Annotated in this window: 28 protein-coding genes; 21 read left to right on the forward strand and 7 right to left on the reverse strand. The window is 72.8% G+C overall.

Going from position 1 to position 24,035, the window contains the following annotated elements; all coding sequences use genetic code 11:
* Window positions 1-104: 104 nt before the first annotated feature.
* The 3 genes from J2W20_RS14495 (at window position 105) to J2W20_RS14505 (ending at window position 2,058) form a co-directional block, all read left to right on the forward strand.
* Window positions 105-797, forward strand: a complete 693-nt coding sequence (locus tag J2W20_RS14495; RefSeq protein WP_307007396.1) for a DUF6328 family protein — start codon at window positions 105-107, stop codon at window positions 795-797.
* 253 nt (window positions 798-1,050) lie between these two features.
* Complete coding sequence (locus J2W20_RS14500) at window positions 1,051-1,551, forward strand: universal stress protein (RefSeq protein WP_307007397.1); 501 nt, start codon at window positions 1,051-1,053, stop codon at window positions 1,549-1,551.
* 147 nt (window positions 1,552-1,698) lie between these two features.
* Window positions 1,699-2,058, forward strand: coding sequence for an SPW repeat protein (locus J2W20_RS14505; protein WP_307007398.1), 360 nt, complete (start codon window positions 1,699-1,701; stop codon window positions 2,056-2,058).
* 102 nt (window positions 2,059-2,160) lie between these two features.
* Here J2W20_RS14505 and J2W20_RS14510 read toward each other — a convergent pair whose 3' ends face one another.
* The 3 genes from J2W20_RS14510 to J2W20_RS14520 are packed head-to-tail and all read right to left on the reverse strand — an operon-like array spanning window position 2,161 to window position 4,038.
* A complete protein-coding gene (locus tag J2W20_RS14510) occupies window positions 2,161-2,601 on the reverse strand; it encodes a hypothetical protein (protein ID WP_307007399.1) in 441 nt (146 codons plus the stop codon).
* Window positions 2,594-3,556: a hypothetical protein gene (locus tag J2W20_RS14515; RefSeq protein ID WP_307007400.1), complete on the reverse strand. Its 963-nt coding sequence runs from the start codon at window positions 3,554-3,556 to the stop codon at window positions 2,594-2,596. The genes J2W20_RS14510 and J2W20_RS14515 overlap by 8 nt, the downstream gene beginning before the upstream one ends.
* Window positions 3,553-4,038, reverse strand: coding sequence for a hypothetical protein (locus tag J2W20_RS14520; RefSeq protein WP_307007401.1), 486 nt, complete (start codon window positions 4,036-4,038; stop codon window positions 3,553-3,555). Before J2W20_RS14520 ends, J2W20_RS14515 begins: the two co-directional genes overlap by 4 nt.
* A 207-nt stretch (window positions 4,039-4,245) precedes the next feature.
* On the opposite strand from J2W20_RS14520, the gene J2W20_RS14525 reads away from it, so the two are divergent.
* Window positions 4,246-5,004: a hypothetical protein gene (locus J2W20_RS14525; protein ID WP_307007402.1), complete on the forward strand. Its 759-nt coding sequence runs from the start codon at window positions 4,246-4,248 to the stop codon at window positions 5,002-5,004.
* Window positions 5,005-5,048: 44 nt separating this feature from the next.
* Here the strand turns inward: J2W20_RS14525 and J2W20_RS14530 are convergent, their stop codons facing one another.
* The 4 genes from J2W20_RS14530 to flgN are packed head-to-tail and all read right to left on the reverse strand — an operon-like array spanning window position 5,049 to window position 8,218.
* Entirely contained in the window at window positions 5,049-5,411 is a 363-nt protein-coding gene (locus J2W20_RS14530) for a flagellar assembly protein FliW (protein WP_307007403.1), read from the reverse strand.
* Window positions 5,408-6,292, reverse strand: a complete 885-nt coding sequence (flgL, locus tag J2W20_RS14535) for a flagellar hook-associated protein FlgL (RefSeq protein ID WP_307007404.1) — start codon at window positions 6,290-6,292, stop codon at window positions 5,408-5,410. Before flgL ends, J2W20_RS14530 begins: the two co-directional genes overlap by 4 nt.
* Window positions 6,293-6,294: 2 nt before the next feature.
* A complete protein-coding gene (gene flgK, locus J2W20_RS14540) occupies window positions 6,295-7,716 on the reverse strand; it encodes a flagellar hook-associated protein FlgK (RefSeq protein ID WP_307007405.1) in 1,422 nt (473 codons plus the stop codon).
* Window positions 7,717-7,732: 16 nt separating this feature from the next.
* Window positions 7,733-8,218: a flagellar export chaperone FlgN gene (gene flgN, locus J2W20_RS14545; protein WP_307007406.1), complete on the reverse strand. Its 486-nt coding sequence runs from the start codon at window positions 8,216-8,218 to the stop codon at window positions 7,733-7,735.
* Between the two features lie 218 nt (window positions 8,219-8,436).
* On the opposite strand from flgN, the gene J2W20_RS14550 reads away from it, so the two are divergent.
* The 17 genes from J2W20_RS14550 to J2W20_RS14630 all read left to right on the forward strand — a co-directional run bounded on the left by J2W20_RS14550 (window position 8,437) and on the right by J2W20_RS14630 (window position 23,799).
* Window positions 8,437-9,327 (forward strand): flagellin N-terminal helical domain-containing protein, encoded by an 891-nt coding sequence (locus J2W20_RS14550; RefSeq protein ID WP_307007407.1) that lies wholly within the window; start codon window positions 8,437-8,439, stop codon window positions 9,325-9,327.
* A 116-nt stretch (window positions 9,328-9,443) separates the two neighbouring features.
* Window positions 9,444-10,853 (forward strand): flagellar filament capping protein FliD, encoded by a 1,410-nt coding sequence (fliD, locus tag J2W20_RS14555; RefSeq protein ID WP_307007408.1) that lies wholly within the window; start codon window positions 9,444-9,446, stop codon window positions 10,851-10,853.
* Between the two features lie 22 nt (window positions 10,854-10,875).
* The gene (gene fliS, locus J2W20_RS14560) at window positions 10,876-11,301 is read left to right on the forward strand and encodes a flagellar export chaperone FliS (RefSeq protein WP_307007409.1); all 426 of its coding nucleotides are present in this window, start codon (window positions 10,876-10,878) and stop codon (window positions 11,299-11,301) included.
* Window positions 11,294-11,653, forward strand: coding sequence for a hypothetical protein (locus J2W20_RS14565; protein WP_307007410.1), 360 nt, complete (start codon window positions 11,294-11,296; stop codon window positions 11,651-11,653). The genes fliS and J2W20_RS14565 overlap by 8 nt, the downstream gene beginning before the upstream one ends.
* 116 nt (window positions 11,654-11,769) lie before the next feature.
* Window positions 11,770-12,111: a flagellar basal body rod protein FlgB gene (locus tag J2W20_RS14570; RefSeq protein WP_307007411.1), complete on the forward strand. Its 342-nt coding sequence runs from the start codon at window positions 11,770-11,772 to the stop codon at window positions 12,109-12,111.
* On the forward strand, window positions 12,111-12,506 hold the full coding sequence (locus J2W20_RS14575) for a flagellar basal body rod protein FlgC (RefSeq protein WP_307007412.1): 396 nt from the start codon (window positions 12,111-12,113) through the stop codon (window positions 12,504-12,506). Before J2W20_RS14570 ends, J2W20_RS14575 begins: the two co-directional genes overlap by 1 nt.
* Window positions 12,503-12,832: a flagellar hook-basal body complex protein FliE gene (gene fliE / locus J2W20_RS14580; protein WP_307007413.1), complete on the forward strand. Its 330-nt coding sequence runs from the start codon at window positions 12,503-12,505 to the stop codon at window positions 12,830-12,832. The genes J2W20_RS14575 and fliE overlap by 4 nt, the downstream gene beginning before the upstream one ends.
* Window positions 12,832-14,439, forward strand: a complete 1,608-nt coding sequence (gene fliF, locus J2W20_RS14585; protein ID WP_307007414.1) for a flagellar basal-body MS-ring/collar protein FliF — start codon at window positions 12,832-12,834, stop codon at window positions 14,437-14,439. Before fliE ends, fliF begins: the two co-directional genes overlap by 1 nt.
* The gene (fliG, locus tag J2W20_RS14590; protein WP_307007415.1) at window positions 14,436-15,473 is read left to right on the forward strand and encodes a flagellar motor switch protein FliG; all 1,038 of its coding nucleotides are present in this window, start codon (window positions 14,436-14,438) and stop codon (window positions 15,471-15,473) included. The genes fliF and fliG overlap by 4 nt, the downstream gene beginning before the upstream one ends.
* Window positions 15,463-16,155, forward strand: coding sequence for a FliH/SctL family protein (locus tag J2W20_RS14595; RefSeq protein ID WP_307007416.1), 693 nt, complete (start codon window positions 15,463-15,465; stop codon window positions 16,153-16,155). The genes fliG and J2W20_RS14595 overlap by 11 nt, the downstream gene beginning before the upstream one ends.
* Window positions 16,152-17,468, forward strand: a complete 1,317-nt coding sequence (locus tag J2W20_RS14600; protein WP_307007417.1) for a FliI/YscN family ATPase — start codon at window positions 16,152-16,154, stop codon at window positions 17,466-17,468. Before J2W20_RS14595 ends, J2W20_RS14600 begins: the two co-directional genes overlap by 4 nt.
* On the forward strand, window positions 17,465-17,950 hold the full coding sequence (locus tag J2W20_RS14605) for a hypothetical protein (protein WP_307007418.1): 486 nt from the start codon (window positions 17,465-17,467) through the stop codon (window positions 17,948-17,950). The genes J2W20_RS14600 and J2W20_RS14605 overlap by 4 nt, the downstream gene beginning before the upstream one ends.
* The gene (locus J2W20_RS14610; protein WP_307007419.1) at window positions 17,947-19,080 is read left to right on the forward strand and encodes a C40 family peptidase; all 1,134 of its coding nucleotides are present in this window, start codon (window positions 17,947-17,949) and stop codon (window positions 19,078-19,080) included. The genes J2W20_RS14605 and J2W20_RS14610 overlap by 4 nt, the downstream gene beginning before the upstream one ends.
* On the forward strand, window positions 19,080-20,612 hold the full coding sequence (locus J2W20_RS14615) for a flagellar hook-length control protein FliK (protein ID WP_307007420.1): 1,533 nt from the start codon (window positions 19,080-19,082) through the stop codon (window positions 20,610-20,612). The genes J2W20_RS14610 and J2W20_RS14615 overlap by 1 nt, the downstream gene beginning before the upstream one ends.
* Window positions 20,613-20,625: 13 nt before the next feature.
* Entirely contained in the window at window positions 20,626-21,063 is a 438-nt protein-coding gene (locus J2W20_RS14620; RefSeq protein ID WP_307007421.1) for a flagellar hook assembly protein FlgD, read from the forward strand.
* Window positions 21,064-21,119: 56 nt separating this feature from the next.
* A complete protein-coding gene (locus J2W20_RS14625) occupies window positions 21,120-22,295 on the forward strand; it encodes a flagellar hook protein FlgE (protein WP_307007422.1) in 1,176 nt (391 codons plus the stop codon).
* 157 nt (window positions 22,296-22,452) lie between these two features.
* Window positions 22,453-23,799, forward strand: a complete 1,347-nt coding sequence (locus J2W20_RS14630; RefSeq protein WP_307007423.1) for a tyrosine-type recombinase/integrase — start codon at window positions 22,453-22,455, stop codon at window positions 23,797-23,799.
* Window positions 23,800-24,035 lie beyond the last annotated feature (236 nt).

Genomic DNA, 24,035 nt, shown 5'->3' on the forward strand with positions numbered 1-24,035 from the left:
GGCAATGCCGGCGAGTCGGACGCCTCCGAGCGTCAAAGGTCCGCAGATGTACGAGGGGCTGCGCGCGAAAGGGCACGCCTCCCTGCGCATGAGTGAGCTTGTCGATGCCCTCCGGAACCACTGAGCGGACCTCCGAGCGCAAGTCTCAGCGCCACCTCCTCTACCACCGCCGGGAGACGTATGCGGAGAAGCTGGACCGCAACTGGGCTGAGATCCTGCAGGAGCTCCGCATCCTGCAGACTGGCCTGCAGCTCATTGCGGGCTTCCTCATGACGCTGCCGTTCCAGGCCCGCTTCACCGCGCTGGACGACTACGCCCGCACGCTCTACCTCGTGCTGGTCGTGGTCGCGGCGATCGCCCTCCTCGTGGTGCTCACGCCCTTGAGCGTGCACCGGTGGCTCTTCCGCAAGCAGGTGAAGGACCGCCTCGTGGCGAGCGGGTCCTGGGCGGCGAAGGTGGCCCTCGGCCTGGCCGCCCTGCTCATCATGGGCACCTCGTCGCTGATCTTCGACGTCGTGCTCGGCCGGTGGCAGTCCCTCGTGGCCGGAGGTGTCCTGTGCGTGCTCTGCATCATGATGTTCCTCGCCGTGCCGGCCGCCATCTCGCGCTTCCCGGAGCCCACCAAGCTGCCCGAGACAGAGGCAGCGAGCCAGGAGCGGGAGGCTGAGCCGGGCGACGGCAGCCCGGACCGCGGGACGGGCGACCCCGACACACACGACCACGGCACACATGAGGTGCACACGCGCCAGGTGCACGAGCCGCGCGACCCCGAGGCGCGCGGACTGCCGGCCGAGTGAGGGGACCCCATGGGCGGCAGGCGGCAGGCGCGCTGGCACAGACTGGAAGGGCTCCGTCGGAATCCTCCTCGTCCTCCTGACGGTGGCGAACACCGTCAACCTGTCCGCCGACCTCATGCCGTGGGGAGAGGGATGGAGATCCTCGGGCCGGGGTCGGCTCAGCTGCGGAGCGCGCTCGCGGGCGTCGCCATCGCCGTGCACCGGGGCCCAAGTTCCCTAGCCCCCGGGCGAGCGGGGCCCCTAGGCTCTGGCCATGAGCGAAGCACAGGATCCTGCCCCCGTCCAAGGGATTGTCGTCGGCGTCGACGGTTCGCCCCTCTCGATCGAGGCCCTCAAGTGGGCCGCGCGGCTCGCACCCACGGTGGGCGGCCCCATCACGGCGATCGCGGCCTGGCACATTCCCGCCAGCAGCGCCGGCTACGTCTCGTACCCCGGCATCGACTGGAACCCCGAGGAGGACGCCGCGACGGTGCTGCAGTCTTCGCTCCAGGAGGCCTACGGGGAGCACCAGCCTGAGGGCCTGAGGGCGCTCACGGTCCAGGGTCGCCCGGCCCAGGTCCTCGTCCGGGCCAGCCGGGACGCCACCATGCTCGTGGTCGGTTCCCGCGGCCTCGGAGGCTTCATGGGGATGCTCCTCGGGTCCGTGAGCCGGGCCGTGGCCGAGCACGCCTCCTGCCCGGTGATGGTGCTGCACACCCAGGGCGACGAGCAGGCGGGGGAGTCGCTCGACGCGCAGGAGCTGACCCGCAGCTAGGGGACTTCCGCCCTTTACAGAGGCCTTTCTCCGGCGTGTACTGGAAGTGGCCAGCGCCCATGCGCCGGCGCATCTGCACCGACCAGCCGAGCACTGACCGAGTCCCCCGGGGGGACCGGGGGTGGAGAGTTGGGAGGAGAGCAACCCATGAACAAGTGGACGCGCTGGGAGGACTACGTCGCGCTCATCTGCGGCCTCTACGCGGCGCTTGCAACGATGTGGACGTCGCAGACTGCGTCGTCGACCTCGCTCATGCTCGTGTTCGGGATCCTGCTGATCGCGTCGGGCGTCCTCAACCTGTCGTTGCCCGGCACGCCGTGGCTCGAATACGTGCAGTGCGCACTGGGCGTCCTGCTGTTCGTGTCCCCGTGGATGGGCATGTACACGACTCACACGGGAGCGTCCTGGACCTCCTGGATCGCCGGCATCGTCGCCGCTGGAGTGACAGCTGCGGCCTTCAAGCCGGCCAACGATGCCAGGCACCACCGCGTGATGCCCTCGCACTGAACGAGTCATCCTTCACCATGGCCGCGGCCCGCAGGGGCCGCGGCCCTTTCACGTCACGAGGCGGGCCCTGCGCCGTGCCGTCCCTGCTCAGTGGTGCTTGGCTCAGTCGTGGTCGTGGGACTGGCGGTTGAGGGTCTGATCGATGATGTCGCGGATCTCCAGGAGCGTCTCGGGGGAGAGGTCGCTGGTCAGGGCACGGGCCGCGAAGTTCTTGACCTCGGCCTCCTTGAGCGTGCGGAGCAGCTCGAGTTGGGCCGTCACGCGCGAGGGCACCTCGGCGTCGGCGTCGGTCAGGAAAGACACGGGCACCCCGAAGAAGTCTGCGAGGGCTTCGAGCAGGGGGGTGTCCGTGGTCATCGGACCGGTGCCGGCGCGCATGTAGTGCCAGCGCTGCCGGGAGATGTGCACGCCACGGGCCTCCATGGCGGTCTTGATCTCCGGGAACGTGTAGCGGTTGCCGCCTTCGGCAGCCACGACGTCGAGGAGCGTGTTGAGGCGTTCCGCCAAGACTTCCTGCGGCTCCGGCGGGAGATGCTCAGGCATAGAAGGCTTCCTCCGATTTCTTGACGAGTCTCGATTCCGATGATGTCAGGAGCGAGCCGCCGGCGGCGAGTTCGCTGTCCATGATTTCGACCAGGGCGCGGTGCAGGCGCGACCTGGGGTCCCTGCTGACCACACCGTTGAGGGGCGCCGTGAGCGCATCCATCACGAGGTTGGCATCGGCCGCGCGCCGCCAGACCCGGTCCAGGCGCAGCAGGCAGTATCGCTCGTACACCTGCCAGGCGTCGGCCCACCGCGTCAGCGAGGGGAGGGCGAGCCCGAGCGGCAGCAGCACCCCGGCGCAGCCGGCGAACCACTCGAAGGAGGCCTCGAGCGCGGGCCCGGCGTCGAGGCCCACCGAGGTGAGGTCACCGGCCTCGCGGAGCACGTTGGCCGCCATGCCCGCCACGGCGGAGCCGCATCCCACGGCCACCGTGGTGAAGCCGGTCCTGAACAGGCCGGACGCCATCTGGGGCACGTAGCGCAGGCACACGAGCGCAATCTGGACCGCGGCGAAGATGACGTAGATCGAGAGCGTCGTCGTGAACACGAACACCCCGACGTCCACCTGGGCCTCGGGTCCTGCGGGGAGGCCGCGCAGCGGAACGGCGCCCACCGCGACCGCGCAGGCGTAGGCCGAGCAGTACGCGGTCATCGCCGCGGCAGTCTGCAGCAGCCCGCGCTGCAGCACCGACGCCTGGTCTGCCGGAAGCACGACGGCGCGGACGATCGCCGCGCGCACGAGCCCGAGGGCGAGCATGATGAGGGAGCCGACCGTGGGCACCGCCGCACCCCCGCCGAAGACGGCGCCGCTCACCGCGGGCGCCATGAGGACCGCGGCCGCGGCGCCGGCGAGGGCCGCGGAGAAGACGAGGTCCCCGCGTCTGCGCAGGAACGGCCCGAGCCGGGTCAGGACCAGGATCCACAGTGCGGCCGTCGCTGCGGCGAGCGGGGTCATCCGAACACGCCCCGGAAGTTGAGGGGCTCGTCCCGGCGGGCCCGCCGGCCGCGGGCGATGGCCCCGGCGAACAGGTCGGCGAGGGATTCGGCGACGATCTCTGGTTCCGACTGCCGGCGGCAGCGAGCCAGGACCCGGGACACGATGCTGCGGTCCAGGTCCGGCAGGAGCGACGCGAGATGGCGGTCCTCACCCTCGAGGAGGTCGTGCTGGAGCACCATGTGGGCCAGCTCGTGGAGGATGATCTGCTCGCGATGCAGCTCCGAGCCGGTCTTGGCATGGAGCACGAGCTCTGCCGCGGGCAGCGAGAGCCACAGCCCCGAAATCTTGTCAGCCCCGAGATGATCGACCGCGCGGACCACGATCTTCCGGCCACGATGCAGTTCGATCCGCTCGGCGAGCGAGTCGAGCGTAAGATGATCGGGCGCCCCGAGCGCCTCGAACGCGGCGGCCGCCTGCCGCCGGAGAACGTCTGTGTCCACGACACAACCCCCCTTAGTCCCCCGTGGTCCCGCCAGCACCAGTGGCACCAGCACCACTGGTCACAGTGTAAGGTCTGCGTGAGGGCCGGATGAACGGCCGCGCGACATCAAGGCTGAAAAATGAAGAAGTTGATGTGGCAGCTGCCGGCAGTGGTCGGGGGGACAGCTGTTCTGACATTCTGCGGCGTCAGCACACTGCAGGCGGCCATGAACGGGCCGCTCCAGCAGTACGGTGCCTCCGTCCAGTCGGCGCGGGCCAGCGCATCGGCCGCCGCGCTCCGTGCCGTGCCCGCCTCCGCCTCCCCGGCTCCGCCCGCGAGTGCCGCCGGCGTCGAGCCCATGGCGATGCCGTCCCTCGATCCCTGCGCCACCGGGGCCTGCGGCGACCCCTCCGCCGTCGTGCTCACCCCCGCTGCGAAGGCAGCGGCCGACGCCGGCCCTGCCGCCGATCCGGGCGGAGACGGCGGCGGCCCTGACGGCAGCCCCGACAGTTCGGGGACGGGCAGCGCACCCGGCCAGGGCCGCGGCTCCTCGGGCGCCCAGGCCGCCGCGCTGGGGAAGGGCCAGGATCCCGCGGACTCGAACGACGATGGCGCCGCAGGCAACGCCCAGGGCCCTGGGCCGAACGGCCGCGGCCAGGGCGGCGCCGCCTCCCAGCGCAACGGCCAGGACAACGGGAACGGGTACGGCCAGAGCAAGGGGTATGGCCAGGGCAACGGGTACGCGAACGGCCGTGGCGGCGGCAAGGGACAGGGCAACAGCACTGCGTCCGCCGCCGGGCAGCTCGTGAGCACCCTCGACCGGATCCTCGGTCTGACGGACCCCTACGGGATCTCCGTATCCGCGGGCCCGGGGAACGGGAACGGCCCTGCCAAGGGCAACGGCAGCCAGGGCAATGGCAACCAGGGCAACGGCCAGGGCGGCCGCGGGAACCAGGGCAACGGCCAGGGCGGCCGCGGGAACTAGGACCAGCGGGGCCGCCCGCCGGAGGCGACGGCTGTCCGGCCCTACTATGCGCCGAGTCCGGCTCGCACGGGCCAGCCGTCGAGCACGGCCTGCACCGCCCGTCCGTCGGCGTCGTTGACCAGCACCGGAGCCGCGAGGTTCACGGTCGTGGCGCCGCCGGCCGGGGTCGCGACGACGAGGATGCGCGGGCGGTCCTGCTCGCCGAGGCCGATACGGGCGGCCGGTCCGGCGACGTCGGGGGAGTAGCCCGGCACGTACACCGCGGCGTCGAGGACGAAGAGCCTGATCGCCGGGTCCGCCGGGGGGCAGAGGCTGAAGAGGCCGGGGGCGCCGTCGACCGCCTCGAGCACCCAGTCCGTGTGCGGGGCAAGGCCGGGGAGCGGCTCCGCGAAGGCGAGCGCGCTCACCGGAGGAAGTCCGTCAGGCTCGGCTGGAGCACCTTGGCGGTGACGGCGAGGGCAGCCTGGTACGCGGTCTGCTGCAGCTGGAGGTCCAGCACGGCCTTGCCGAGGTCCATGTCCTCGATGCCGCTGCGGCGCGCCTCGAGCGAGGTGGCGGCGTCAGCGGTGGCCTGGCCGGCGCGGCTGAGCTGGGAGAGCCGGCCGCCCACGTCGGAGCGGGCAGCGGCCACGGTCTTCATGCCGTCGTCGAGCGCGGTGAGGCGCGACGTCGGGTCCGCACCCGAGCGGAGATCGGCGGCGATGCTGTCCAGCACCGCGAAGACGGAGCCGGGGCCCGTCCCGAAGGCGGTGGCGCCGTCGGCGTCCACGCGGACGGTCTGATCGGGGCCGATCCGGCGCTGCACGGTGCCTCCCTGGGTGCCGTTGAAGGTGGGCGGGGTCCCGTCCGTGAACGCGCTCGCGGCGTCCGAGGTCCCGGCGAAGACGCTGCGGCCCATGTACTGGGTGTTGGCGGTGGCCAGCAGGTCCTGCCGGAGGGAGTCTATCTGGGCGGCGAGGGCGTTGCGGCCGTCCTGGTTGAGCGAGCCGTTGCCGCCCTGGATCGTGGCGTCCCGGACCTGCCGGAGCAGGTCGGTCGCCGAACCGAGGGCGGAGTCGAGGGTGCCGAGCCAGGCGGTGCCGTCGTCGATGTTCCGCCTGTACTGCGCCCCGGCTGCCATCTGGGCGCGCACCCGCAGCGCCTCGCCGGTGCCCACGGGGTCGTCGGAGGGCCGCGTGATGCGGGTGCCGGAGCTGGCGGTGGCCTGGGCCTCGGCGAGCCGCGCCTGCCGGGCGCCGAGGGCGCGCTGGGCCGCGAGGGTCATGGTCTGGTCTGTCACGCGCAGCATGGCTACAGTCCTACCGTTCCGGTGTGGTTGATGAGGGTGTCGAGGGCTTGGTCGACCGCCGTCAGGACGCGGGCCGCCGACTGGTAGGCGTGCTGGGCCGCGAGGAGATTGACGTTCTCCTCGTCGAGGCTGACCGACGCGTTGGAGGTCTGGGCCTGCTTCGCGTTCGCTGCGGCCGTGTCCGCGAGGTCGCCCTGCTGCTGGGCGGCGCGGGAGGCGGACCCCGTGGCCGTGACGAACGCGGCCCAGCCGGCGTCAGGCGATCCCGGGGCGAGGCCGAGCTGGGCGATCGCGTCCGCGGTGGAGCCGTCGAGGGCGCCCGCTCCCGGCGCGCCGGCCGCGATCTGGTCCGCGCCGGTCACCGCAACGGTGAGGCCCTGCGCGGCAGGTAGCGAGGCGGAGAGGGCGAAGAAGGCCCCGCCGCGGGCGCCGGTCGAGGTCTGCCCGGCGCTGTGGACCGCGTTGACCGAGGCGGCCAGGGAGGCGGCGACCGCGTTGTACTGGTGGGCGGCCTCGGCGATCGCTCCGCCGCTGCCGCCGTTCGCGGGGCCGAGGACGGAGAGCGCCCCGGCGATCGACCCGCCGTCGAGCCCCACCGCCTGTGCCGGGCGGTCCGCCCACACGAGGGTGGGGGCGCCCGAGGCGGTGTCCGCCATGGTGGCGGCGCCGGCGAGCTGCACCGACCGGGCGGAGTCGCCGCTCACGAGGGCGTTCCCGCCGAGGTAGACCGTGGCGGTGCCGTCGGCCTCCTCGCGCACCGTGCCGCCGGCGAGGGAGGCGATGGACTCCGTGAGCGTGGCCCGGGCGTCGATGAGCTCGTTGGCCGAGCCGCCCGCCCCGAGCGTGGAGCGGATGCTCTTGTTGAGGGCAGCGACCTGGGCGGCGGCGTCGTTGAGCGAGGCGACCATGGACTGCGCGTCGGCGCGGGTGGCGGACCACTGGGCGTCGAGGGCGCCGTAGCCGGCGGAGAGGGCCGAGGAGATCTGGTTCCCGGCCTGGATCAGGGCGCTCGCGGGCGCGGGCTGGCCGGGCTGGTTGGCCACGTCCTGCCATGCCGACCAGAAGGACTGGAGTCTGGCGGACAGCCCGTCGGTGCCGGGCTCCTGGAGGGCCGCCTCGATCTGCTGGTAGGCGGAGGAGCGCTGCGCCGTGTACCCGGCCGTGGCGGCGGTGGTGCGGGCGGAGGCATCGAGGAGGGCGTTGCCGAGGCGGGCGATCCGGTCCACCGAGACACCCTGGCCCACCTGGGGGCCGGTCGTCGCGAGGCCCATCGCCGCGGGCGCCGCCACGGAGGACTGCTCGATGCGCTGGCGCGTGTAGCCATCGGTGCCGGCGTTGGAGATGTTGTGGCCGGCAAGGTCCATGGCCTGCTGGGCTGCGGAGAGGCCGCGGTAGGCGGTGTTGAGGGCGCCGAAGGTGCTCACAGGGGTCCTTATCCGCTCAGAGGTTCTGGTCGAACAGGCGCGCGCTGCCCTGGGCAGCCGAGCGCCCGCGCGCATCGTAGAGGGTGGTGACGGACGCCTCGGTCTCCGCGAGGGTCTCCTGGGTGGACCGGGCGGCCGCGCGCAGGAACTGCGCGTTCGCATCGCGCAGCTGCCGGATCAGGGCGGCCTGGTCCGTCATCGCCTTGAGGTGGGCCGAGAGGATGTCCGCCCACGCGGCGTCGGGCGCGCCGGCCGCGAGGTCGCGGAGCGTCGCCTCCTCGTCGAGCCCCCACTCGCGGGCGACGGCGGCGGCCGTCACCGCGCGCTCCAGGCCCACCGCCTGGAGGCGCTCGAGGACATGCTCGACCTCGCGGGTCGCATGCGAGAGCCACCGCGTCTTCCCCGCGGTCAGCAGCAGCTGCTCTTCCTCGAGCTTGAACGTCAGCAGGTCCAGCAGCTCGCGCTCGTGCCAGAGCTGGGCCGACAGGTCGTGGATCGCCATTCCTTGGCCAACTCCTCATCCATGAGGCAATAGTGCCGGGTGCGTGGCGCGCACGCGCGCCGTGTACAGAGGACTGTCGGCAGGGCGGCCCGAAAAATTAGCCCGGCAAGTTTTTCGGCGCGCAGCTAACGCGTTCCCGGGGGCCGCCGATAGGTGCGGTTGAGGGCCCACGGACGGGCCCGGAGCAGGACCCCTAACCACTCACGGAGGAACCCACGATGGCACTGACCGTCAACACCAACCTTTCGGCCATGCAGGCCTACCAGAACCTCAACAAGACCTCGATCAGCATGGCCAACTCGATGGCCAAGCTCTCGAGCGGTCTCCGCATCAACACCGCCGCCGACGACGCCGCGGGCCTCTCGATCTCCGAGGGCCTCAAGTCGCAGGTGAACGGCTACGGCGTGGCTGCCCGCAACGCGCAGGACGGCATCAACGTCATCCAGACCGCGGACGGCGCGCTGGGCGAGGTCCACTCGATCCTCCAGCGCATGCGCGACCTCGCGGTGCAGGGCGCAAACGACTCCAACAACGCTGATTCGCGGGGGTCGATCCAGAAGGAAGCCGATGCTCTCAGCAGTGAGCTGGATCGGATCACAAAGTCCACGAACTTCAACGGCATCACTCTGCTCGATGACAAGGGTGGCCCGGGCAACGATGGGAAGCTCACGTTCCAGGTCGGGGCTGCTGGTGATGCAGCAGCGGCGTCCGGAACGCCTACTTCTAGCCAGATCACGGTGGACCTGAGCGGTCTGACTGCATCGCTCAAGGACGCTGCCGGCAATTCGTTCGGCACGCCCGCGAGCGCGTTCAGCGTGACGGACTCGACCGCGGCCGCCAAGACCATTGCGAGTCTTGACGGAGCCATCAAGGCTGTCTCGGCTCAGCGCTCCGACCTTGGTGCCGCGCAGAACCGCCTCTCGCACGCCATGAACATCGCGAACGTCTCGGCGCAGAACCTCGCGGCCGCGCAGTCGCACATCGCGGACACCGACATGGCGTCCGAGATGGTCAACTACACGAAGGACTCGATCCTCTCGCAGGCCGGCACGGCGATGCTCGCCCAGGCCAACCAGTCCGGCCAGGGCATCCTCAAGCTCCTCGGCTAAACCCTGCAGTAGCGCCCGCGGCGGCCAGGCCCTCCACGGCTTGGCCGCCCTCGGCGTCCCACCCCTGACGCGGCGCGGCCCCGACCGGCACCGCGTCGGACCGAAGGAGCACCACCATGGGAGTCTCGGTCAACGGACTGGGCAGCGGAATGGACATCACGTCCATCATCACGTCGCTCATGAACGTCGAGGCGCTGCCCCAGCAGCAGCTCAAGCAGGCGAGCGCGGACCAGCAGAGCATGATCACCGCCCTCCAGGGCCTCAACACCAAGGCCTCCGCGCTCGGCGACCTCGCCACGAAGATCTCTGCGCCGGGAGCGACCAACCTCTTCACGGCCACGACGGACAACACAGCCGTGACCGCCACCGCCGGCACCACGGCGACGGCGGCCACGTTCAACGTCACGATCAACCAGCTCGCCCAGACCCAGGTTGACGTCACCGCTGCCATGGCCTCGTGGCCCACCGACTCGACCGGGGCGCCCTCGGCGCTCACCCTCGTCGACTCCACGGGCAAGCAGACCCAGATCACGCCGGCAAGCACGTCCCTCGACGACGTGGTCACGGCGATCAACGCCTCGGGCGGCCCCGCGAAGGCCCTCAAGGTCGCCTCGGGCACGGACGCGAGCGGCAACCCGCTCTACCGCCTCCAGCTCACCGCCACGCAGTCGGGCGCCGCGGGTGCGTTCACCGCGTACCAGGGCACGTCCGCCGACGTGAGCGCCGGCACGGCGACCGACCTCATGTCCCAGCCGGGGTCCGCCGTCGTGACCTCCGCGCAGGACGCCAAGGCGACCCTGTACGCGGGCACGGCCGCCCAGCAGACCGTCACCTCGGCCACCAACACGTTCACGAACCTGCTTCCGGGCGTGAACGTCACCGCCTCCGCGGGGGCCGTGGGCAGCAGCGTGGCCGTGTCCGTCGCGAGCGATGCGGCCGGGATCTCGAAGCAGGCCAGCGACCTCGTCGCCTCGGTCAACGACCTCCTGAACACGATCGCGAGCAACTCGCAGGTCACGACGACGAGCAGCTCCTCGGGGGTGACGTCCGCGTCCGGCGGGCTCTTCACCGGAGACTCGAGCGTTCGTGCCGTCGGCTCGGCCATCACTGACGCCGTCTACATGCCGACCTCGAACGGGCAGTCGCCGTCGCAGATCGGCATCGTGATCCAGCGCGACGGCACGTTCACCTTCGACTCGGCCAAGTTCTCCGCGGCCCTCGCCGCGGACCCGGCGGGCACCCAGGCCGCCCTCGCGGAGATCGCCGGCCGCGTCGCTACCGCGGCCACGAACGCCTCGGACCCGGTCACCGGCTCGATCACCTCGCTCATCGCAGGACGCCAGAGCGCCGTCAACGACCTCGGCACCCAGATCAGCGACTGGGACCAGCGGCTGGCCGACCGCAGGGCGTCCCTCACCGCTGTGTACAACGCGATGGACACCGCCCTCGGAACCCTCAAGTCCCAGCAGTCCTGGCTCACGAGCCAGATCGCGGGGCTCCCGACCTACAGCCAGAGCTCGAAGTGAGCCCGAAGAAAGGGGACCGCCCGTGAGAGGCGCATCCTACGCTCGGCAGCAGTACACCCGGGACGCGGTGCTGTCCGCGAGCCCCGCCCGGCTGCTGACCATGCTCTACGACCGGCTCCTCCTGGACCTGCGCCGCGCCGAGGTCGCCCAGGGCGCCGCAGACTGGCAGGCGGCGAGCGACAACCTCCTGCACGCGCAGGACATCATCGCAGAGCTCACCGCGACCCTCCGGCCGGGCGTGTGGGACGGCGCCGACGGCCTGCGGGCCATCTACGAGTACGTCCGCGTGGCCCTCGTCAACGCCAACATCCACCGCGACCCCGAGCGCACCCGCGAGGCGATCACCCTCCTCGAGCCGCTCCAGCAGTCCTGGCACGCCGCCGCCGGCGTGGTCGCCGACCAGGAATCCGCGGGCATCGAGCCCTCCCAGGGCTACGCCGTTGGCTGAGCAGGCCACGGACGTCCAGACGGGGGCCTGGGAGTCGATCCTCGCTGCCTTCGAGTCGGACCTCGCCGCCGCCGAGCGGCTGCTCGGCGGCCCCCTCCCCGGCGAGCACGACGCCGGCCGGCCCGCCCGTGCGGGGCTCCCGCCCGCCGTCGTGCGCTGGGCAGCACCGGAGCGGTTCGGCCCGCTGCCGGAGCACCTCGCCGAGCGCGCCCGCGCCCTCGAGGCCGCCCAGCAGGACCTCGCGGGCCGGCTCGCCGAGGCACGCTCCAACGCGGCGACCCACCTCGGCGCGCTCCGGGCCGTCCCCTCGGCACGGCGGGACGCCCCGGTGTACCTCGACGTCCAAGGCTGACGCGCCCGAGCGCTAACGCCCGCGCCCTCCCTGCCGATAATTCCCTGCGAGCACGGATTGCTCGCAGACCAGGCCATGGACCGGCCCCCCTCGCGTTCCTCTTGGGCAGGAGAACTGTGCTCGAATCCGTGACGTCCGCCGCGCTCACCAGCGCCCTCGACGGACTCTCGCAGCGCCAGCGCGCCATCGCGGACAACATCGCCAACGTCAACACCCCCGGCTACCACGCCCAGCGGGTGTCGTTCGAGTCCGCGCTCGCCGCGTCCGTCCAGGCCGGCGACGGCCGCGCATCGGCGACCACCTCCGTCTCCGCGGAGCCGACCCGCACGGACGGCAACAACGTCAACCTCGACACGGAGACCCTCTCCAACGTCGACACCGTGCTGCGCTACCAGTTCGCCTCGCAGGCGATCAACGCACAGTTCACCGGGATCCGCACGGCGATGAGGACGGCCTGATGACCTTCGACGCGATCGGGATCGCCGGCACCGCCCTCACGGTCCACCGCAAGTGGCTCGACGCCATCTCGGACAACCTCGCCAACGTCAACGACGCCGTCCCCACGAGCGGGCCCGCGTTCCAGGCCCGCTTCATCGAGGCGCAGGCCGGCCCCGGCACCTCGGGCGTGTACGTCAAGAGCACCCCGCAGGGCAGCGCGGCCGGGCGCATGGTGTACGAGCCCTCCAACCCCGTGGCCGACGCGCAGGGCTACGTGCGCTACCCGGACATCGACCTCAACGAGCAGATGGGCTCGCTCATCATGGCCCAGCGCGGCTACCAGGCCAACGCCCAGGTCGTGGACCGGGCCCGCACCATGTACGAGTCAGCGCTGCAGATCGGCAAGTCATCATGAGCATCGCACCCATCGGACCGGTCTCCCCGCTGCAGGGCGTGCAGGGCCTCGACGGGACCACCGGCGCCGCAGGCGTCACCGGAACCGCGGCGAGCACGACGGCGGGCGGCGGCTTCGCGGCGAGCCTCGCCGGCGCGGTGGACAACCTGCAGCAGCTCCAGTCCACCTCGAACCAGCTCTCCGTCCAGGCGGTGACCGGCAACCTGGATGACATCCACAACGCGACCATCGCCGCGACCCGGGCCCAGGTCACCCTCGAGCTCGCGGCCACCGTGCGCAACAAGGGCGTGGACGCGTTCAACGAGATCATGAGGATGCAGGGCTGATGCCGCCGTTCCTCCTGGCCACGGGCAGGCGCCTCGGGGTCACCGTCAGGGGCTTCACGACGGGGCAGCGGACCCTCGCAGTCATCGGCCTCGCCGTCCTGGCCCTGGGCACCGTGGCCCTGGTCTCGTGGCTGACCCGGCCCACCTACGCGCCGCTGTTCACCGGAATGCAGAGCTCGGACGCGAGCGCGGTGGTGGCCCAGCTCGGCAAGGACAACGTCCCGTACCAGCTCGCCGACGGCGGGGCCACCGTGCTCGTGCCGCAGGAGAAGGTCTACGACGAGCGGCTCAAGGCCGCCTCGGCGGGCCTCCCGGCTGCGCCGGCCACGGGCTACTCACTCCTGGACAAGATGGGCGTGACCTCCTCCGAGTTCCAGCAGGACGTCACCTACAAGCGGGCCATCGAGGGCGAGCTGGGCACCACGATCTCGCACCTCGACGGCGTCAAGGCCGCCACGGTGCAGCTCGCCCTGCCCCAGAAGACCGTGTTCACGTCCCAGCAGGTCGACCCCACGGCGTCCGTGTTCGTCGAGACCGTGCCCGGGCAGGCCCTCTCGGCGGACAAGGTCGAGGCGATCGTGCACCTGACCTCGGCGGCCGTGCCGAGCCTCAAGGCCGCCAACGTCTCGGTGGTGGACGCCCAGGGCAACGTGCTCTCCGCCGTCGGCGCGGGCCTGAGCGCGAACGGCGCCAAGCAGGCCGCGGACTACCAGCAGCGCACCCAGGCCGCCGTCCAGGCCGTGCTCGACCGCGTGCTCGGCCCGGGCAACGCGACCGTGGCCGTGGTGCCGGAGGTGGACCAGCAGTCGGCGCAGCAGAAGTCGGAGACCTACGCGAGCGCCTCGGCGGCCCCCCTGAGCCAGTCGACCACCACCGAGAAGTACAGCGGCACCGGCGCCTCGGGCGCCTCCGGGGTGCTCGGGCCGGACAACATCGCCGTGCCCTCGGGCGCGGCCGGCGGCAACGGCACGTATGACTCGACCAAGGACACCCGGGACAACGCGGTGAACAAGGTCACCGAGGACCGCACCATCCCCGCCGGGGCGCTCAAGCGCCAGTCCGTCTCCGTGGCCGTCAACTCCTCGGCCGCGACCGGGGTGAACATCCAGAACCTCAACGCGCTCGTCTCCGCCGCCGCCGGCATCGACGCGACCCGCGGCGACGTGCTCTCGATGCAGGTGGTGCCGTTCAGCACCGCCGCGGCGGACCAGGCCAAGGCCGCGCTCGCCCAGCAGCAGGCCGACGAGGCCGCCAGGCTGCAGGGCCAGCTGCTGACCACCATGATCTGGGCCGGGGTGGCTCTCCTGGCGCTCATCGTCGCGGCCGTGCTGCTGTGGATGCGCCGGCGCCGCATGGCCGCCCGCGAGCCGATGGAGCTCGGCGGGGACATCCTCCTCGATGAGCTGCCCGTCCCCGTCGCCATCGAGCCCTCCGTCACGACGGCCCTCCCGGCGGTGGAGCCGCTCGTGCCGGCCCTGCCCGATCCCGGCGAGGAGGTGCTCGACGCCGAGCGGCGCCGCGCCCAGGTGGACCGGCTGGGCGCCACCGAGCCGCAGAAGACCGCCGAGTACCTGCGCGGGCTCATGGACGAGAGGCAGACGGTATGACGCCCGCACTGGCGGCCGTCGGAGAGCTCAGGCTCACCGGGACGCAGAAGGTCGCGATCGTGCTCATGCAGATGAGCCCCGAGTCCGCCGCGAAGGTCATGGCCCACTTCACCGAGGCCGAGGCGGAGGACATCGCCGCCGAGATCGTTCGCCTCAGCCGCGTGGACCCCGCGGTCTCCGACGAGGTCATCGCCGAGTTCCACGAGATCGCGGTCTCCGGGCGGCGCATGACCCGCGGGGGCCGGGACTTCGCCGTCGGCCTCCTCGAATCCTCCTTCGGGCCGGACCGAGCCGCGGGCGTCATGGACCGGCTCGCCTCCACCATGGCCGGGAAGTCCTTCGAGTTCCTCGACACCGTGGACCCCGCGCAGCTGCTGACCCTCCTCGACGGGGAGCTGCCCGAGACGATCGCCCTCGTGCTCGCTCACCTGCGGCCCGAGCAGGCCTCGCACGTGGTCGCCGGCCTCGGCCCGGCGCAGGCCACGGACGTCGCCCACGCCCTGGCCACCATGGGCTCCGCGACCCCCGAGGCCGTCAGCGTCGTGGCCGAGAGCCTGCGCGCCCGCACCGGCACGGCCGTGACCCCGGGCCAGCGGCAGGTCGAGGTCATGGGCGGCGTCCAGCCGCTCGTGGACATCATCAACCGCTCCGACGTGGCCACCGAGCGCACCGTCCTGGACGGGCTCGCCGAGCGCGACCCCGAGCTGGCCGAGGAGGTCCGCTCGAAGATGCTCACCTTCGCGGACGTCGTCAAGCTCGAGCGCAAGGACATCCAGCTCATCCTCCGCGGGGTCGACGCCGGCCTGCTCGCCCGGGCGATGAAGGGCGCCTCCCAGCCCGTGCTGGACGCGATCACCGGCAACGTCTCAGACCGCAACCGGGACATCCTCACCTCCGAGATCGCCGCCCTGGGCCCGGTGCGGGCCTCCGAGGTGGAGGAAGCGCGCGCCGAGATCGTCCGCTCGATCCGCGAGCTCGAGGCCACCGGGGCCATCACGATGCGCCGCGGCGAGGAGGACGACCTTGTCTACTGACACGGTGAACCTCGGCGCGCCCCGGCCCAGTGCGCATGTCCCCGGGGCACCGGTGCGCCCGGTCGTGTTCCCGGACCTGGACCCGGCCGGGGAATCGGAGGGCTACGCGCGCGGCCACGCCGCCGGGTACGCCGCCGGGCTGCGCCGCGCCGCTGCCGAGGCCGCCGAGCGCGAGGAGGAGCGCCGGGCCGAGCACGCGGCCGCGCTCGCCGCCGCGCGCTCACGGGTCGAGGCCGCCGTGTCCGTCCTCGCCGCGGCCGCCCGCGCCCTCGATTCGCGCACCGCCCCCGTCCTCGCCGAGGCCGAGGCCCAGCTCACGGCCGCAGCGCTCACGGTCGCGGAGGCCGTGATCGGCCGGGAACTGGGCGACGCCCCGGGCAGCGCCCGGGCCGCCCTCGCCCGCGCCCTGTCCGCACCGGACGCTGCCGCCGTCCTCGCCGTCCGCCTCCACCCGGCGGACCTCGCCCTCCTCGGCCAGGCCGCGGGCTCCGTGTCCGTCCCGGCCGGCGTCACCCTCGAGCCGGACCCGTCCCTCGCCCGCGGCGACGCCGTGGCCGTCTACCCCGACGGGGAGCTCGACGCCAGGATCGGCACCGCCCTCGCCCGCGCAGCCGCCGCCCTGACGGCGTCGGACCACGAAGCCCCGCCACCTGAGGCCGCCTCGCCCGGAGCGCGCGCATGAGCGTCCTGCAGGGTCTCCCCGGCGCCGTCGCCGCCGCGGCCCCCGAACGGGTCGGCACCGTCACCGCCGTCCGCGGCCTCGGGCTCGAGGTCGCCGGGCTGGGCTGCGCCGTCGGGGACCTCGTGGAGATCGCGGGCGACGCCGGTTCGGTCACCGGGGCCCAGGTGGTCGCCTCCGCGCGGGGCAGCCTCACCTGCATGCCCCTCGGCCCGCTCGGCGGCCTCCGCGTGGGCCACCCGGTGCGGGCCCGCCGAGGCGGCTCGCTCGTCCCCACGGGGCCGGCGCTGTTCGGCCGCGTCCTCGACGGCCTCGGCCGTCCCATCGACGGGCGCGGTCCCATCCCCGGCCCCCGCGTCCCCGACGAGGGCACCGTGCCGTCCGCGCTCGAGCGTGCCCGGATCGACATGCCCCTGCAGACCGGCGTCCGCGTCCTGGACACGCTCGCCACGGTGGGCCGCGGCCAGCGCCTCGGCCTGTTCGCCGGCTCTGGCGTGGGCAAGTCCTCGCTCCTGTCCATGGTGGCGCGCGGCACGGAGGCGGAGGTCTCCGTGATCGCCCTCGTGGGGGAGCGCGGCCGCGAGGTGCGCGAGTTCCTCGAGGACGATCTCGGCCCCGAGGGCCTGGCCCGCTCGGTCGTGGTGGTCGCCACCAGCGACGAGCCCGCGCTCATGCGCCTGCGCGCGGCCTCGACCGCCACCCGCATCGCCGAGGCGTTCCGCGAGCAGGGGGCCCACGCCCTGCTCATGATGGACTCGCTCACGCGCGTGGCGATGGCCCAGCGCGAGATCGGCCTCTCCGCCGGCGAGCCGCCCGCCACCCGCGGCTACCCGCCGTCGGCCTTTGCGCTCCTCGCCCGCCTCCTCGAGCGGGCCGGGACCGCCCGCACCGGCTCCGTCACCGGCATCTACACCGTCCTCGTGGACGGCGACGACCACAACGAGCCCGTCGCGGACGCCGCCCGCTCGATCCTCGACGGGCACGTGGTGCTCGAGCGCAAGCTCGCCGTCATGGGCCACTTCCCGCCCATCGACATCCTCGGCTCCGTCTCCCGCGTGGCGGGCAAGGTCAACCCGCCCGAGCGCACCGCATGGGCCGCGGCCCTGCGCCGGGTGCTCGCGGCGCGTACGGCCGCCCAGGACCTCATCGACGTGGGCGCCTACCAGCGCGGGGGCAACCCGCTCGTGGATGCCGCCCTCGACCACGCCGGGGAGATCGACGCCTTCCTGCGCCAGGGCCTCGACGAGCGCACCGCGTCCGAGGACGCGTGGGCCCGGCTCTCCCGACTCGCCACGACTCTCGGAGGTCCCCGATGACGGCACCATTCCCCCTCGCCGGACTGCTCAGGCTGCGCCGGCTCGAGCAGGACCAGGCCGCCGGCCACCTCGGCGCCGCGAACTCCCGCCTCGCCGCGATCGCCGCGCGCGAGGGCCGGACCGTCGCGGAGGCCGAGCGCATCCCGTCCGAGGCCGACACCTCGGCCGCGCTGCTGGCCGTCGCCGCCGCGCGCGCCAGCTCGATGAGCATGCTCACCGAGCTGCGCAGCCTCGCCGCCACGGTCGAGGCCGAGCGGGACGAGGCCGAGCGCGAGTTCGGGGCCGCCCGGGCCCGCACCGTGGGCCTGGAGAAGCTCGAGGCCCGCCACGCCGCCGCGGCCGCCGCCTCGGCCCTCGCCGCCGAGCAGGTGGTCCTCGACGAGCTCGGCTCGGCCGCCCGGCTCCGGGACGCCCACGCGACAGTCTCCGGGGCCGACGCGGGGCCCGGCGGCGTGGCCGGCCCGGGAAGCGGGGGCGCATGAGCATCACCGAGGCAATGGGCCGCGTGGCCCAGATCCAGACCACCATCGCCGGGTTCGATCCGGCGGCAGCCCAACGGCCGGCGTCGTCCGCCCCGGCGAGCGCGAAGGGCGCCGCCAGCCCGGGGGCCTCCGCCGCCACGCCCCAGACCGCCGCGGCCTTCGCCCAGGCGCTCGCGGGCCTGCTCGCCCCCGGCCCGGCGGGCGCCGATGCGGCCGCGCCCCTCGCGGCGGCCGGGGGCACGGACGGGGTCACGGGGGACCAGTTCTGCGCCGCGGCGCAGAAGTACGTGGGCGTGCCCTACGTGTGGGGCGGAACGGACCCGGCCACGGGGATGGACTGCTCCGGGTTCGTCCAGCGCGTCTACCAGGACCTGGGCATCTCCCTGCCGCGTGTTGTGCACGACCAGATGACCCAGGGCACGCCTGTCGCGTCCCTCGCCGACGCCAGGCCCGGCGACCTCCTCATCGACTTCGGCGGCGAACATGTGGCCATCTACCTCGGCAACGGCAAAGCCATCGACGCCCCCGAGCCGGGCAAGACCATCCAGGTCCGCGACGCGTGGGAGAAGTACACCGGGCTCACGGCGATCCGGCGGATCGTGCCGGACGGCGGGGCCCCCGTGGCGGGAGGCCTCGGCGCAGCGGGTGCTGTGGCTGCCGGATCGGCGCCGTCGGGCGTGGCGGGCCTCACCGCCTCCCAGCTGGGCTACGCCCGCACGATCGTCGGCGAGGTCCGGGCCCGGGGCCTGCCCGCCCAGGCCGCGGTCGACGCGATCGCCGCCGCGCTGCAGGAGTCCTCGCTCAAGATGTACTGGAACCCCAAGGTCGCCGGCTCCCAGGCGCTCGCGCCCGATCCGTCCGCCGTGGGCACCGACGGCTACTCCGTGGGCCTGTTCCAGCAGCAGGTCAACGGGAGCCAGTTCTCGTGGGGCACGGTCGCGGACGCGATGGACCCGCGGGCCTCGACCCGGATGTTCCTGGACCGCCTCTCCGCGATCCCGGGGTGGCAGAGCATGCCCGTCACCGCCGCCGACCAGGCCGTGCAGCGCTCCGCCTTCCCGGACGCCTACGCGAAGTGGGAGCCCACTGCCCGCGCCGTCGTCGCCGCCCTCTACCCCGGAGGCGCCTGATGCCCGCCCTCATCTCCGCCGCGCCGCCCCTCCCCGTGACCGCCGCGGCCCCACGGCCCACCACGCGCGGCGGGACGGCCGCGAGCGGGGGACCGGACCAGTTCGCCGCGGCGCTCGCCGACGTCCGTGGACGGCAGACCCCGGACTCCGGGAGCCGGCCGGCCGAGGCGCACCGCGCGGCCGACGCGACGCCCGACTCCGGATCCGCCTCCGGTCCCGCCGATGCAGCCGCACTCGCCGGGTTCGTCCCGGGCCAGCCGGCGGCTGCCGCCGCGGGTCCCGTCCAGACCCCCGGCACGGGCGCCGGCCCCGGCCCGGGCGCCGCACGCGCGACGCAGGCCCTCTCCGCCGCGTCCGCCTCCCCGGCCGTCGGGCCGCTCGCCGCTGCTGGCGTGCCCGGCAGCGGTGCACGCAGCGGCGGCGCTGTGGCGACTGGCGGCGCGATGACGGCCGGACCTGCTGCGACTGGCACCCCCGGCACCCCGGCGGGGGACAACGGCACGGGGGGCATCCCGGACGCCGCGCTCGTTGCAGCCGCAGCCGCCCCAGCGCTTGGCGCCGCAGGGCCTGGAACTTCAGGGTCCGGACCTGCAGGGCCTGGCGCCGCAGTGCAGACTTCGGGAGTGCCGGCGATGGGGGCCGGTACCCCGGGACCCTTTGCCGCCAGGGCCTTCGGCCTTGCGGGCAGCGCGACTGCGCCCGGTGTGGGCGGTGCCGCGACCGAGATGGAGCCGGGCACGGCGACGGGGACGCCCATGCCGGGCTCCCCGCCCACGGACCCGTCCGCCGGCGGACCGGGCTCGGTCCAGCCGGGCTCGGCCCTGTCTGCTTCGGCGCTGTCTGGCGCGGCCCAGTCTGGCTCGGCCCTGTCGGGTCCGACACTGCCTGAGCCGGCCCAGCCTGGTTCGGCCGACTTCGCGTCGTCCGCCGCAGCAGCCGCCGCCACCGGGCTTCCCGCGGTGCCCCTCCCGGCGGCGACGGCAGGCGCGGTGCTGCCCACCGCCGTCGTGCGCGGCCCGGCGGTGCCGCCGCAGGGCTTCGCCGGCCAGCTCTCCCAGCCCGTGGCGACGCTCGCGCAGGCCGGCCCGGGCGAGCACCTCATGACCGTGAAGGTGACCCCGGAGAACCTCGGCCCGGTCACGGTGCAGGCACGCATCGGGCCGGACGGGGTCCGGATCGAGCTCTTCGCCCCGACCGACGCCGGCCGCGCCGCCGTGCACGCCGTGCTGCCCGACCTGCGCCGCGACCTCGCCGGGACCGGGCTCGGCGCGAGCCTCGACCTCTCCCAGCGCGGCGCCCCGCAGCAGCCCGGAGCCCAAGGGGAGCGCGGGCAGCCCGGCAGCCAGCCCGGGGGACCCGCGGGAGGCACCCCGGGGGGATCCGCCCACGGCCAGCCGGGAAGCACCGCGGGAGGCCACCCCTCCGGGCGCGGGAGCGGCGGAATCCCCCGCAACCCGGGCGGTGCGCCGGCAGCGCCCGGCGCACCGCCCACCACCGCCCCCACGGCCACCGGCCTCGACATCCTCGTCTGAGAGAAAGGCACCCATGAGCACCAGCCCCATCGGCTCCGTCGGAAGCCCCATCGGCCCCGTCGGGAGCACGAGCCTGACCTCGTCGGCCCCGGTCCGGGCCCCCAAGCAGACCATGGACTCGACGGTCTTCATGGACCTGCTCGTCACGCAGCTAAAGAATCAGGACCCCAGCTCACCCATGGACACCAACGCGATGATCAACCAGACCACGCAGCTGTCCATGATGGAGAAGCTCACCCAGCTGGCCACGGACAGCGCCCAGGGCCTGAGCATGCAGCAGCGCGCCGCCGCGGCGGCCCTCATCGGCAAGGCCGTGACCTACCTCGGCGCGGACGGCTCCGCCGCCGTCGGCACCCCCAGCAGCGTCTCCTACACCGGTTCCGCGCCCACGGTGACGATCGGCGGCGCCTCGGTCCCGCTCGACGCGATCACCGGCCTCACCGGCGCCTGACCCGCGCCGCACCCCCTGACCCGCCCTCCCTCACCGCCCGACGAAAGGCAGCCACCATGCTCCGCTCGCTCTACTCCGGCATCTCGGGCCTGCGCGCCCACCAGACCATGCTGGACGTCACCGGCAACAACATCGCCAACGTGAACACCACCGGCTTCAAGGGCTCCTCGACCCAGTTCGAGGACACGCTCTCCCAGCTGACCCAGGGCGCCAGCGGCCCGCAGCCGGCCACCGGCGGCACCAACCCGGCGCAGATCGGCCTCGGCGTGAAGGTCGCGGCCGTCACCACGAACTTCACCCAGGGCTCCGCGCAGACCACCGGCAAGGCCACGGACATGATGATCTCCGGGGACGGGTTCTTCATCACGAGCCGCGGCGGCCAGCAGCTCTACACCCGCGCCGGCTCGTTCGGCTTCGACGCCGGCGGGCGCCTCGTGGGGCCCGACGGCGGCATCCTCCAGGGCTGGACCGCGAACGCCGCCGGGGTGGTCAACACCGGCGCCCCGATCGGTGACGTCACCCTCTCGCCGACCGCCACGATCCCCGCGGTCGCCACGAGCCAGGTCGGCGTGGACGGCAACCTGCCCTCCGACGCCGCTGCCGGCACGTCCCTCGAGCGGGACATCAAGGTGTTCGACGCGAACGGCACCGCCCGGAACCTCGCGCTGACCTTCACGAAGACGGCCGGCGGGTGGAACGTCGCCGCGGCCGACGCCGACGGCGCCACCGGCGCCGGCACCCTCGCCTTCACCGGCGGCAAGCAGACGGCGGGCGGCACGCTCGCCGTCGGCGGCATCACCGTGGACTTCGGCGCGGTGACCGGTTACGCGGGGATGACCACCGTGGCCGCCACGAGCCAGAACGGCTCCTCCGCCGGCACGCTCGAGGCCTTCACCCTCGGCTCTGACGGCTCCCTGATCGGCTCCTTCAGCAACGGCCTCAAGCAGACCGTGGGCCGGATCGCCCTCGCGAAGTTCACCAACCCCTCCGGGCTCGAGAAGGCCGGGGACTCCTCCTACACGGTCACCGCGAACTCCGGCACAGCCCAGGTCGGCCAGGCCGGCGACCCGGGGTTCGGGACCCTGGCCGGGGGCGCACTCGAGATGAGCAACGTGGACCTGTCGCAGGAATTCACCAACCTCATCGTGGCCCAGCGCGGCTTCCAGGCCAACGCGCGCATCATCACCACCTCGGACCAGGTGCTCCAGGAGCTCGTGGACCTCAAGCGCTGAAGATTGGGGAAAGTGAAGTGTCCCCTCTCCTGGACCCGCATTCACTTGCTTTGGGGAAATTTGCTGTCCCTTCAGCGTGATGACGCCGCGCAGCGACGTCGCGAGCTCCGTCTTTCTCGGGTTATCTTTTCGAAGGCCATCCGAGAATGGGAGCTGTATGGACAGGGTCACAGTCGTGCACGGTGGCACATGGGACGAGCGCGTCGTCGAAGCAGAGCTCGGGGTTCTGCCGCTGAAGGTGGCGCCCGTTGATTGGCCGGTGATGATGGTGGATGGGATCGTCGAGTGGGACGCGACCGGCTGGCTCCGGTACGTCGCGGAGAGAACTGCCGGCGCGTTCCGGACGAAGACCGCGCGGTCCTATTCGGAGAGCCTTCGGGTGTTCGTCTCTTTCCTCCTCGGACGGAACGTCTCGCTCAGAGGCGCGACACGGTCCCACATCGTCGAGTACGTCAACTACCGCACTGTGGCCGACGGGAGGGTCTCTGGGGCGGCGTGGGAGCGGGACCGGACAGTCATCAAGCAGTTCTACGAATGGCTGAGGGAGACGCACCACGTCCCGATGCCTATCACCGTCGAACATGTGAACTCGCCTTGGGGCAGGTGCACCTCGATGAGGGAAGGCCGAGGAATTCCGAAATCGAGCGCCGCCGGAACCCCGCTCGAGCCGCCCCAGCTCCGGGCGCTCATGGCCACAGCCTGGATGCATGGGGTGAGCGGGGCCTCGAACGGGACTCTCACGGGGCCCCGGGATGCAGCATTCATAGCCCTTGGGGCCGCGTGCGGGGCCCGACTCGACACTCTGGTCCACTTGACGGTGTACGAGCTGCCAGCCGAGGGGAGCAAAGGCGATCTCGTGGAGATGCGCCTGCCAGCGGCGATCAGCAAGTCCCGCCGCGAGGTTCGCCTCCCCGCGTTCAAGAACCACCTCAAGCACGTGCATGCCTACATCCGACGGGGCGGATCAAGAGACGACGCTATGAAGGGCTGGCTCCCGAAGAACCCGATCCGCATCTCAGAACCGCCACGGCCTGGCGCCACGGGGATCCGAGATGAGACCGGAGCATGGCACCCCTTCAACACGATGACAGCCTCCGATAGGCGCAGGCTTGTCACGCCCGAGGGGTACCCGGCATTGATCTTCGTCTCCGCCCGAAACGGCGCTCCGATCTCCTACGCGACGGCCGCAACGATCACAGCGGATCTCGCCGGTCACCACCGACAACGGGCCAACGACGAAGACCCGCCTCTCCCGAACGTCCACACCCACGACCTCCGCCACACCTACGCGACGCATCTGGCCGCTCTCTTCTATTTGGGAACCCCCGTCGGCCCGGGCCGCGACATCCAGGGCAGGCCGCACCGCATCGACGTCCGCAGCGCGGTCACCATGGCCTCGACGGCCCTTGGGCACGTCAGCGAGAGCACGACGGCGCTCTATGTGCAGCAGGTCGGCATGCTAGCCCTCCGCTACACCGTCGACGACCTCCTCGGCCGCCGGTGACCGCCCACGGGAATGGCCGGGCATGGACCCCCCGAAGACGGATCGCCGCCGACCGCGGCGTCCACGTGAATTTCATCACCGATGCTCAGGTCGATGACGACGGGACCTTCATAGTCGCAACCCGTGGCAGCCGCGGTGCGTCTAGACGGTATGGAGTGGCCGCCTTAGTGGGTGGTTGCGGGCCGGGGCCTCGCTCACGCAGATTCGTGGGTTACCGGACAGAAGTCCCTGCCCGG

It is taken from the genome of Sinomonas atrocyanea, from assembly GCF_030812675.1.
Classification (GTDB): Bacteria; Actinomycetota; Actinomycetes; order Actinomycetales; family Micrococcaceae; genus Sinomonas; species Sinomonas atrocyanea_B.